Origin of the sequence: Roseiconus lacunae (assembly GCF_008312935.1) — a bacterium.
In the GTDB taxonomy this organism is placed as follows: Bacteria; Planctomycetota; Planctomycetia; order Pirellulales; family Pirellulaceae; genus Stieleria; species Stieleria lacunae.
This window is the reverse complement of sequence record NZ_VSZO01000007.1, coordinates 129,336-139,655: the sequence shown is the minus strand read 5'-3', so window position 1 is coordinate 139,655 and position 10,320 is coordinate 129,336. Positions and strand designations below refer to the sequence as shown.

8 protein-coding genes and 2 tRNA genes are annotated in these 10,320 nt (G+C 53.1%); 2 read left to right on the top strand and 8 right to left on the bottom strand.

Annotation, left to right across the window (positions count from 1 at the left end; translation table 11 throughout):
- Positions 1–160: 160 nt before the first annotated feature.
- From FYC48_RS10715 to FYC48_RS10685, 7 genes are all read right to left on the bottom strand, one after another.
- The gene (locus FYC48_RS10715; RefSeq protein WP_160149450.1) at positions 161–2,155 is read right to left on the bottom strand and encodes a type VI secretion system Vgr family protein; all 1,995 of its coding nucleotides are present in this window, start codon (positions 2,153–2,155) and stop codon (positions 161–163) included.
- 337 nt (positions 2,156–2,492) lie between these two features.
- Positions 2,493–3,548 (bottom strand): tRNA epoxyqueuosine(34) reductase QueG, encoded by a 1,056-nt coding sequence (gene queG, locus FYC48_RS10710; protein WP_149496701.1) that lies wholly within the window; start codon positions 3,546–3,548, stop codon positions 2,493–2,495.
- 67 nt (positions 3,549–3,615) lie between these two features.
- Positions 3,616–6,126: a PVC-type heme-binding CxxCH protein gene (locus tag FYC48_RS10705; protein ID WP_149496700.1), complete on the bottom strand. Its 2,511-nt coding sequence runs from the start codon at positions 6,124–6,126 to the stop codon at positions 3,616–3,618.
- A 5-nt stretch (positions 6,127–6,131) separates the two neighbouring features.
- The gene (locus tag FYC48_RS10700) at positions 6,132–7,253 is read right to left on the bottom strand and encodes a Gfo/Idh/MocA family protein (protein WP_149496699.1); all 1,122 of its coding nucleotides are present in this window, start codon (positions 7,251–7,253) and stop codon (positions 6,132–6,134) included.
- A 266-nt stretch (positions 7,254–7,519) separates the two neighbouring features.
- Positions 7,520–7,858 carry an Hpt domain-containing protein gene (locus FYC48_RS10695; RefSeq protein ID WP_149496698.1) on the bottom strand — a complete coding sequence of 113 codons (339 nt, stop codon included), beginning with the start codon at positions 7,856–7,858 and terminating at the stop codon, positions 7,520–7,522.
- A 249-nt stretch (positions 7,859–8,107) separates the two neighbouring features.
- Positions 8,108–8,181 (bottom strand) — tRNA-Asp (locus FYC48_RS10690).
- Between the two features lie 92 nt (positions 8,182–8,273).
- Positions 8,274–8,347: transfer RNA gene (locus FYC48_RS10685), tRNA-Asp, on the bottom strand.
- Between the two features lie 292 nt (positions 8,348–8,639).
- On the opposite strand from FYC48_RS10685, the gene FYC48_RS27735 reads away from it, so the two are divergent.
- Both FYC48_RS27735 and FYC48_RS10680 read left to right on the top strand, forming a co-directional pair.
- Positions 8,640–8,810 (top strand): hypothetical protein, encoded by a 171-nt coding sequence (locus FYC48_RS27735; protein WP_160149449.1) that lies wholly within the window; start codon positions 8,640–8,642, stop codon positions 8,808–8,810.
- A gap of 141 nt (positions 8,811–8,951) precedes the next feature.
- On the top strand, positions 8,952–9,278 hold the full coding sequence (locus FYC48_RS10680) for a DUF6793 family protein (RefSeq protein WP_149496697.1): 327 nt from the start codon (positions 8,952–8,954) through the stop codon (positions 9,276–9,278).
- On the opposite strand, the gene FYC48_RS10675 is transcribed toward FYC48_RS10680, so the two are convergent.
- Positions 9,265–10,230: a carbohydrate kinase family protein gene (locus FYC48_RS10675; protein WP_149496696.1), complete on the bottom strand. Its 966-nt coding sequence runs from the start codon at positions 10,228–10,230 to the stop codon at positions 9,265–9,267. The genes FYC48_RS10680 and FYC48_RS10675 overlap by 14 nt on opposite strands.
- Positions 10,231–10,320 lie beyond the last annotated feature (90 nt).

The window sequence follows — 10,320 nt, the reverse complement described above, 5'->3', positions numbered from 1 at the left end:
CAGGTTTGCCGCGGAATGTTCGGCCACCGCTGTGCCGCGATAGATTTCCGGATGCACCTGTTTACACGCATCGATTCTTGAACGGTTGTTAGCGGGTCACGCGATTCCAAATCGTTGTTGAATTTAGATGGCAAATTCAATTCGAAATTGGTTCAAGACATCAATTTAGCTTGACGACGCCGCCTTTGACCGTCATCACACCCTGCGCTTCTGCGGTCACCATCGCGCCTTTGATTATGATTTGCGTATCGGCTTGAAGACTGATTTTTGTCGCCTTGATGGCGATCTGCTGTTGATCGATTTTGATGCTATTGTTGCCGACTTTAAGCAAGATTGACTTCGCCGCTTTCGTCGTCTGGGCACCTTGCTTGATATCGAGCGTGTCATCGCCTTGCTTGACCGTCGATGTTCGATCACCTTTGTCGATGGTGATCGTGGCGTCGCCTTCTTTGATCGTTTGGCTATAGTCTTTGTGGATGGTGATAGATTGGCTGCCGTCTTTTGCATCCTTGTTTCCAACAACGATCGTTTGGTTATTGAAGATTTCGATGTCTTGATTTCCTTCAAAATCCTTTTTGTCGTTGTCGCTGAAACCGACTTTTAAACTGTCATTATTTTCGACAACTCGTTCGAAATTCTTTTCCGCGTGGAAATAGATTTGCTCGGAATTTACCTCGTCGTCGAATCGCAGTTCGTTGAAATTTTGGTTATTTCCCTGAGTGGTACTTCGCGTCTTGATACCGCTCTGCGTCCGATTTTCGGGTAGCTTGTAGGGCGGCATCTCGTCCGCGTTATAGACCCTTCCCGTGATGATCGGACAATTGGGGTCGCCTTCAAGAAATTCAACGATGACTTCTTGGCCGATGCGCGGGATGTGAATGGATCCCCAACCTTTACCAGCCCAGGATTGTGCGACGCGGACCCAACATGAGCTGTTTTCATCTCGTTTGTCTTTGCGGTCCCAATGAAAGTGCACTTTGACCCGGCCATACTTATCCGTCCATATTTCTTCTTTCTTCTTACCGACGACAATCGCCGTTTGAGGGCCACGGATTCTTGGCAGTGGTGTCGTTCGTGGTGAACGGAAGACCGTTGACGACTTCATCGCCGTAAAGTCGCAGTTGAATTCCATGGGGCTACCGCCATCGACGGTCTCGAATTCACTATTGTGAAGTTCGATTCTCGTCGAGACGACGAGGTGCTCGCAATTCTGATCGGATCGTTGATGATTTTCTAACTTGAACAACGCGCCACATTCCAGCCCGAAGGCATTGGTCGTTCCGCGGACACGTTCAAACTTTGCTTGTTGTTCTTCAATTCTTCGCTGGGAGTACTTGGTGCCCGTGGCGGACACGCGGTAGTCGCCGGGATAATCGAACACTTCGAACTTTGACAGATCATGCTGCCGTTCCAACTTCGATTTCGCCAATAAGTCAGCCGTCGGACGTTCGAAATCAAAATCATTGAGAACGTATGATCCCGATTGCACTTCCAGCGAGACGCCCCATTGATGGATGTGTTCGAATTCCTGTAATCGTCGCGGGTCCGGTGGATAGAATCGCAACGTACCGTAATCAGTTCGACTTGAGTGGGCCGAGACGCTATCGGCAAAATGTAGCTGGTGCTTGTTCTTCTCGTGAGTGAAAAAGTAGTAGATCCCTTCTTGTTCCATCAGGCGACTGACAAAATCAAAGTCGGATTCACGATACTGCACGCAATAGTCTGACTTCGGGTATTCGCCGCTAAGGTGATCGGCGAAATCAGTAAAACCATGATCGCGGAAAATCTCCTTGATGATCTCCGGAACCGTCTTACCTTGGAAAATCCGGCAGTCGGCGGTCCGCGTTAGGAACCAAAACCATGGCACAATGGTGGCTTCGTATCTCGCGAAGTGCTCCTTCGATCCAGCCCAAGAAATCTGGCTGAACCGGCCATTGAAGTAGCGAGACTTCCCGGAAGGCAGCGTATATTCGATCGTCGTCACCGAACCGAGAAGTGATTCGAGGTCGACGTTGTGATTTTTCGAAAGCAGCTCGACATTGATCTCGAACGGACGTCCCAAATGCTCTCGAGCGACCATCCGCGACAACAACAGCGTGTCGTCTCCCGCAGTGGTGGTGATTTGGAGGCCGCGGTTTTTCTGCAACGCATTCATTGAGTTCCGCTCGCCATGGACGAACGTTATTCCTGGGATTCGGAGCACCAATGCGTCGTCTGGCCCCATGAGATTACAAGCCCAGTCGAACTGCATTGGCGGGATTGTACTACACAGAATCGTTCGGCCACCAGGGCTACCAATGCAGCGGTTAGCGAGTCTTTGACAGTTGGCTAAGATGGCGAAGAAACAAGAGCGTGATGAACGCAGGCGTCGTCTACGGTTAAGTCGACGCGATCGTTTACAGCAAACATGCATAGGCGATATCGATCTGCGGAAACCTCCGGTGGCTGCGAATGCGAATCGCCCGATGAATGCATTGCTATTCAAAACACGATTACATCGGGTTCATCTGAGCGATCGCCCACGCGCACGCTTCTGCCACGACGTGATCTTCGGAATGAAGATGACGTTCTAAAGCGCTGACCGCGGTTTGGTTGCGTTGATTGCCGAGCACAATTGCCGCATTGCGCTGCATGCCTTGGAGCCGGGTGCGCCAAAAAGGAGACTTTCGGTAGCGTTGACGAAATGTCTCTTCGTCCATCTCTAGAATCTCAATTAGATCGACCGATCGAGTGGGAAAGCTGTCTTCGGACGCTTGGAATTGTCGCGAAGGCTTTCGGTTCCAAGGACAGACTTCTTGACAAACGTCACAGCCAAAAACCCAATCACCGATGGCGGACCTAAGATCAGGATCGATCGAACCACGGTGCTCGATGGTGAGATAGCTAATGCATCTGCCGGCGTTCAAGGTCCCTTCTTGAACAAATGCGTCCGTCGGGCAGGCATCCAAACACGCCGTACAAGATCCACAGTACGACTTTTCTTGGGGGGTGTCGTAGGGCAACACTTGGTCAAAGAGGACACAGGCGAGAAAAAAGTAGCTTCCTTGTTCACGATGCAACAACAACGTGTTCTTACCGCGCCACCCTAAACCAGCTAACTCGGCCAGCTCGCGTTCCAGTAGCGGTGCGGTATCGACGCACCCTCGGAGGCTAACTTCTGGGGCGGAACTTTGAACCAGCTTTTTGAGTGCCTTAATCCTTTTATGAATCACGTCGTGATAGTCGGTCCCTGACCAAGCATACCGTGCGACTCGTCCCGAGCCTGTTTGGCATGCTTCACGCTCCGCGGCAGGATATGGACTCGCCAACACGGCGATGCTTTTTGCCCCTACCATCACGCCCGTCGGGCTTCGGTATGCATCGATCCGATTGGCAAAGTAGTCCATTCCGGCCGCGTACCCGGCCTCGATCCAATCGACCAATGAATGGAAGCCGTTTGCGTCGACGACCGGACAGACACCCAACAACGTGAATCCTGATTCAGATGCCTGACCGGCAAACTCGGTAAACCAACGCGGTGTCTGCGATACCGATGACTCAGCGTTCATCGGCAAAGCTACGGGGTTGTTTGGAAAGTGAACGAATCATCGTTGCGAAGCACATCGGTTCGCGCGGTCACTGCGATGTTGAAGTTTCCAAAAATGCAAGTAGATCACGTAGCTCGCCTATCGACATCGTTTGCTCCAATCCTTCTGGCATGATCGATTGATCACTAAAGCTGTGCATTTCGATTTCTTCAAGCTTGACATAAAACGGCAACCCGTCGGTCGACTGAAACGCAATCGATCCGCCGACACCGGGGCGAGGCAATTTCAATCCGACGCGGACGTCCCCGTCCAGGGTGACGATTTTCCACGGAACGTACAACGGCCCCACTTCCGCACTGGGGTCGAGTATTGACTTTAGAATCCTCGCTCGCGATTGTCCGGTCAGACTTGTGAGGTCAGGCCCCGTGGTCGCCCCCCGACCTCCGTGTAAGTGGCATCGGATACACGTCGAACGCTGAAAAACGCGGGCGCCGGCTGCTGGGTCGCCGCCGGATCCGACCAACCGAAGCCACGAATCAAAGTCTTCCGCCGGGGGCCGTTTCTGTCGTTTCAGCCCACCTTGTCGAGCCAAAACTCGTGACGCTTCTTCGCGAACTTCGTTTGGTAGTCGTTGATCGTCTGCAAATTGCCGAATTGCCTGTTCGTGATCAGAGAGGTGTCCAGACAGGCCGGAAATCGCATCGGCACGAATCGAATCGGCATACGCGGCATCCTTGGCAACCGAAATCAGAACCTTCGCCGAGTCGGCATCACCGCGAGCAATCAACAACCGGACGATTTCGCTCTGCAGCTCGACCGACGTGTCAGGCTTCAACCAAGTTTTTAGATCCACGACCGTCGGACGCTCGGCTTCTTTGGGGATCGCACGAATCGCGAATGCACGCAAGCGATCATCCCGCTGCTGATCTCGGGCCATCGTTTCGAGCAGCGACTCCCGCGCCGGATCACGAATTCCGCTTCTCGCCGTCCCGTTCTGTAAATATGAAATTGCGGCGACAGCGACTTCGAATAGTTTCGGAGAAATCGAACGTCGTTGAAGGATTTTTTCTGCGATCGGTAACAAACTCGATTCCCGACGTTCGGCTGCCCAACGAAGTCCGAACAGATTGCAATCTTCGTCGTTCGCTGAAATCGCGACACGGATCAATTCTTGTCGCGTTGACTCGTGAAGCGATTCCGGCTCGCAAAACTCTCGCCATCGCCACGCGGCCAAGATGCCCAATTGTTTCTCGGGCTCTAATTTCGCGATCTGACCGGGCGGATACAGATCCGGGTGTTTTGCCAGCGCGGTGATGGCAGCTTGTGCCAGGTAGCGATCCGGCGACACAGCGACGTCCAATAGCGAACCGATGGTGCTTTCCGAAGCAACCTTGTCGGCCGCCATTTCCGATGGGGACAGCTTTGGCTGTTTTGGGGTCACCTCCTGACCGTCAGAACGTTTCAGTCGCCAAATCCGTCCTGTCTGATGAACCGAATAATCACGCCGCACCCAATCGGTGAGATAGACCGACTGGTCTGGCGCGACAGCGATCCCCACCGGTCGGAACAGCGTGTCGCCTTGCAAAATCGTCCGCGTTTGACTGGTCCACGACGCTCCGCTTGGAGATAACTCGTAGGCCTCGAGTCGATTGTCGCCCCAGCTGGCAACCCAAAGATCAGCGCCGACCGGAACGACCGCGCATGGTGCTTCACCGGTCGCTGCCGCTGGTGGAAGCGTCACCGGCAGCTCGCCAAGCCACGATTGCAGCGGATGAGTTCCTCCGCGACCGAACCGAAACTCAAAACCATAGTCACCGCCTTCGACAACGTGCATCAAACGGCATGGCGGCATCGCATCCGGATCGTTTCCGGCGGTCCAAAGCCGGTTTGCAGAATCAAAACACAAACCGAACGGGTTCCAAAAGCCAGTCGCGATTCGCTGAAGCTGCGTCCCATCAACACGCAAGCGAAAGATGTTTCCACCCTCGCCGCCCCCAGTTTGTTTGCTCCCGTCCTTGGCGGTCAGCATGTAGTCTTCACCAAAGTTTTCACCTTGACCAACGTAAAGCCAACCGTCGTGACTGACTGTCAAGCCGCTCAGACCGTTATGTGGGTATTCGGCGACCGTGTCTAATTCGAGCAACGTTTCGGTTTGCTCGGCCGAACCATCGCCGTCTTTATCGTCGATTCGAATGACTTTGTCGCGGTAGGAAACCACAACTGATCCATCGTCTAAACAAGCCAGCCCCATGGTGAACTTGCCTTGATCAAAAAAGACCTCACGTCGATCAAGAGTGCCGTCAGAATCGCTATCGGAGAAACGTAGGATGCGATCGTGACCTGGACCGGAATAATCGTCAGCCGGAAAATGCGTGTGTGATTCAATGACCAGCAACCGTCCTTGCCGATCACAGACACACATGACCGGCGTCACGATCTCCGGTTCCGCTTTGACCAATTCGATTTCCCAGCCATCTTCGATCACCAATGGTGGGACCAGATCTGCGGCTCTGCTTAGGTTGCCGGACAGGCAGGTCGGCAGAACACAACCGACAACCACGACAAATTGCCGATAGAGAGAACAGCGTTGGTCGAACATTGCGTTTATCGCTTTAGAGTGAATTCTGGGAGCGTGACTCTTTCACCGCCTTTGAGCGCCGACTCGTGCGCGCACAGGCCGACGCAAGTCCAATTGGCGCTTGTCACCGCGTTCGGCCAAGGAGAACGATCTTCGACGATGGAGCTAACCATTTCGTGTACCAAGTGGGGATGTGATCCACCGTGTCCGCCACCTTGGATGAAAGACAAATGATCGGCATCATGGATTTCAGAAGGCAGCGTGAACTTCTGAATCTCACTTGGTAGAAGATGTGCAAAATCGGGGATCTCGACTTTCTCAGGGATCTCTGGCTCCGGTTTTTTCGCAGTATGAATGACGTGGGGTTCGTTTTCGATCAACGTCCATTCAAAGCTCTTTTTGGTTCCGTATACATCAAAGCTTTCACGGTACTGCCGAGCAACGTCGTACAAAAATCGCCAGATATGTGCGACGACATCGCTGTCTTGCAGTTTGATATGACATGATTCGACGGCAAACTTGTTGCCCGACTTCTCGGCGATGGAATCACGAACTTTTCCCGATCCGAAACAGCTGACGTATTCCGCCAACCCGTTCGTCAAACCAAGGCAAGGGCTGACGACGTGCGTGGCGTAATGCATCGGAATCATTTCCTCCCAATAGCTTGGCCATCCGTCCATATCCTGCGGATGCGATGCGGCAAGGTGCTGAATCTCACCGAGTTCACCTTTGTCATAGAGTTCCTTGATGTACAGGAACTCACGGCTATAGACGACCGTTTCGGCCATCATGTACTTCAATCCCGTTTGTTCGACCTTTTCGACGATCTGTCGACATTCATCGATCGTCGTTGCCATCGGTACTGTGCACATGACATGCTTCCCGGCGTCGAGTGCCTTCAGCGACATCCATGCGTGATCCGGAATCGGGCTGTTAATATGGACAAAATCGATCTCTGGATCGGCCAACACCGCGCCGTAGTCGGTGTACCGTTTCTCGATTCCGAATTGGTCGCCAGCTTTATTCAGCTCGGCTTCATTACGACGACACAGTGCGGTGACTTCCGCGTTCGGATGCGCTTGGTAGATCGGAATGAACTCCGAACCGAATCCCAATCCAATCATGGCCGCGCGAACTGGTTTTGACATCTGCATCCTCTTTTCGGATCCGAAACGTTGACTAATCGTGGATCGCTAGGATACGAAATTTTTCCCAGTCTATGTGCTTCCGATAGAAGATGTGACCGCGTCCCGTGATCACAATCAGAAGCCCCGTCGATTTATTCGCTTCGAGCGTTCAACTTGATTAACAAGCAGATTCTCGTTGCTGCCGACGACGTGGGAGAACTACGGGGTAGTTACAACAGATTAGCAATAACGACAATCGATTGGTTCGGATTTTTCCGGGATGACGATTAGCAATCCGAATCACCGGAAGCCTGCTGCCGCTGTCGAATATGCTCGATATCGACCGCCTGGATCTCTTCACGAATCCCTTCAATCGACGGAATGATCTCTTCCCAGAGTGCTGCCTTCACTTGATGTTCAAGGAGCTCGCTACGCAGTCGAATACGCTGAAACCCCAACGTTCCGGAACAGCCCTTCAGTTTGTGGGCTTCTTTCCCCAGTGATTCCAGGTCCTTCGATTCGACAAAGTCGTCGAAATGGTGGATGTATTCATCGAGAGAATCAACAAAATCGATGATCAGTTCATCGAACAGTCCGTTGTCTTGCACCTGCGAGCCTGATTCCATGGGTCATACACCATTTGCCTAGCGGATTGGGGGATACCCAATTCATAGCATGTGGTGTGATCGACCATGCAACGGATGTCGGCGTACCCTCGGGGTGGGACGAAATGCACAGGTCACTTCATGCCGGTTGAGAGGATGTTGGGCGACAATCGGGTTTGGAGGGCAGAGGTTGTCACTCGCCATGCGCCCCCGCCCCGCTCAAATCGCCGCGCATAAAAAAAGCCCGCTTGCCGGCGGGCTTGAACGAAGCGACGCGGACGGGACTCGAACCCGCAACCTCCGGATCGACAGTCCGGGGCTCTAACCAATTGAGCTACCGCGCCTCGAGTGAGTTCGATGATGAACTTGCTCGGTGCATGTCAGTTGTGTTGCGCAATAAAAAAGCCCCGGATTTGATTGGGGCTTTTCTAGCCAGCGACGCGGACGGGACTCGAACCCGCAACCTCCGGATCGACAGTCCGGGGCTCTAACCAATTGAGCTACCGCGCCGAAGTTTGAGGTGGCTGTTCACCGCTCTCAACTTCGTAGGTGCGGGATTATATCGCTGGGGATTATCGCCGCAAGACCAAGCTTCGGCGTATTGTAAATGTTTCTTGAATGTTCCCGGTCAGTTTTTTGGCCCCCTGAGGCAACATCGCAAGAATGGCCTCAATCGGCCCTCCTCGAAAGCCGTGGTTTCCCGCAGAATTCCAATGCGACCTGCAAGTTGGAACCTAGAGTTAGTCGTTCAAAAATCTTTTTGGTCGATTGAGTCGTCTACCTACAACCGTTTCGAATTGTCATGTCTGGTCTCCCCCTGTTGGTCGCTTCGGTGAGTTCGCTGTTTCGTGATGTAAGCAACGAGTTGATGTCCTACACCAGTCAGATGAACACGACACATTGGGGAATTGTTGCCGGTTCCGCGGTTGCCTTCGGTTTTTTGTGCTTGAAAGGAACAAACGCGAACCGATAACAGGGATGAGAACGTAGAACGATTCACCCCAAAAGCTCTCTCGTTTTCGAGAAGTTCGTCAGTAGTCGGTAAACTCTGACGACGGTTGTCCCAATCGCTGTTCATAAATCTTCTCAGGCCGCACCGAAAATAGGTGACACGATGCCCCTGTTCGAAATCGAAACCAGTTCTCACATCATCATCACTTGGGCGGAAGACGAACAGGCTGCTCGCGATGTGGTTTTTGACGCCTACCCCAACGACGAAGTCATTCGGTTGACCAAACGGCCACGGGATACTTGGGTGATCAGCAAAGGCGCCCTCGGACTGACCAATACCACGCTAGACCCTTGCTTGATTGCACGCGAGTGCCTGAATCGGTCTGCCGGCGACAAGGTCAATGCGATTCGTCTTTATCGCATGGAAACCGGCAGCGATCTCGAACAGGCTCGCAAAGTCATCGAATCAAACATGGTCATGGGCTGGTGAAGTTCTGAATCAACGTCGGCGGATTGTAGAACAGCCCGCCGATTCCGCGGGCATTTGCCCCGGCCACTTCAGCGGCGAGTCGCGCACACGCCTGAATCGAACCACCGGCAGCGATCCCGGCAAGAAACGCCCCATGAAACGTGTCGCCGCAACCGGTCGTATCGACCGCTTGGTCAACGTTGATTGCCGATTGGAAAAAGTACGCCGGTGCGACTCCACTGACTGCTTCGCGATTAATCTTTCCGCGAACCGCAAAATCACTACCGCGCGAACCATGTGTGACTGCCGCTATCTGGCAATCCAAGTCGTCGTGTAAGAATCGCACCAACTCACTTCCGGTATGATTCTCTGCCGACTTTCCTGTCATCGCCGTGTAGTGTGACTCGGCGTACTGTCGGGCGACGATCACAATGTCGGCCGCACGCAATAACGGCAATGTTTCTTCACGATAGCGAAAGGCCCCCCCGTCGAACGAGACCAACACACCGTGTTGTCTGGCGATTTCAACGGCCTGTTTGCAAACGGCGAGATGACGACCATTGAGGTGCAACAGTTTGGTGCCTTTGATACAGTCCGACAGATCATTCGGAATCATGATCTGGTCACATGCTGTCCCGGGTAGAAAAACGATGGTTCGTTCGGCCTCCTGAGTTTCCGACCAAATGGAAGCTGTCGAACTCGTTTTCCCCACGATGGTTTGCAACCAACGTGTCTCGACTGATTCACTCCGAAGTGTCTCGCGAATTTGATTTCCGACGGCGTCATCCCCGAGTGCATCGATCAATGCGACCGAAGCGCCCAGTCGAGATGCCATCGCCATCGCTACGGTGATCCCGCCGCCAATGCCTTGAACGAAGCGTTCGGCGCGTACAACTGCCCCGCGTTGCGGAAAAGATTCCAGCAAACAGATGCTGTCCCAGACCGACACCCCAATTCCAACGATATCAACCATGTGTCAGGCCTCGACGATTACACACCTGTGTTTCATATACCGAACGCCAGCTTTCGCTCGGTTTACGTTGGACAATTGATGCTGCTCTCG

Excerpts from the sequence above, each read along its gene's own strand:
- FYC48_RS10715 (WP_160149450.1), bottom strand. The coding sequence starts at position 2,155 with ATGAATGCGTTGCAGAAAAACCGCGGCCTCCAAATCACCACCACTGCG.
- queG (WP_149496701.1), bottom strand. The coding sequence starts at position 3,548 with ATGAACGCTGAGTCATCGGTATCGCAGACACCGCGTTGGTTTACCGAG.
- FYC48_RS10705 (WP_149496700.1), bottom strand. The coding sequence starts at position 6,126 with ATGTTCGACCAACGCTGTTCTCTCTATCGGCAATTTGTCGTGGTTGTC.
- FYC48_RS10700 (WP_149496699.1), bottom strand. The coding sequence starts at position 7,253 with ATGTCAAAACCAGTTCGCGCGGCCATGATTGGATTGGGATTCGGTTCG.
- FYC48_RS10695 (WP_149496698.1), bottom strand. The coding sequence starts at position 7,858 with ATGGAATCAGGCTCGCAGGTGCAAGACAACGGACTGTTCGATGAACTG.
- FYC48_RS27735 (WP_160149449.1), top strand. The coding sequence starts at position 8,640 with ATGTCTGGTCTCCCCCTGTTGGTCGCTTCGGTGAGTTCGCTGTTTCGT.
- FYC48_RS10680 (WP_149496697.1), top strand. The coding sequence starts at position 8,952 with ATGCCCCTGTTCGAAATCGAAACCAGTTCTCACATCATCATCACTTGG.
- FYC48_RS10675 (WP_149496696.1), bottom strand. The coding sequence starts at position 10,230 with ATGGTTGATATCGTTGGAATTGGGGTGTCGGTCTGGGACAGCATCTGT.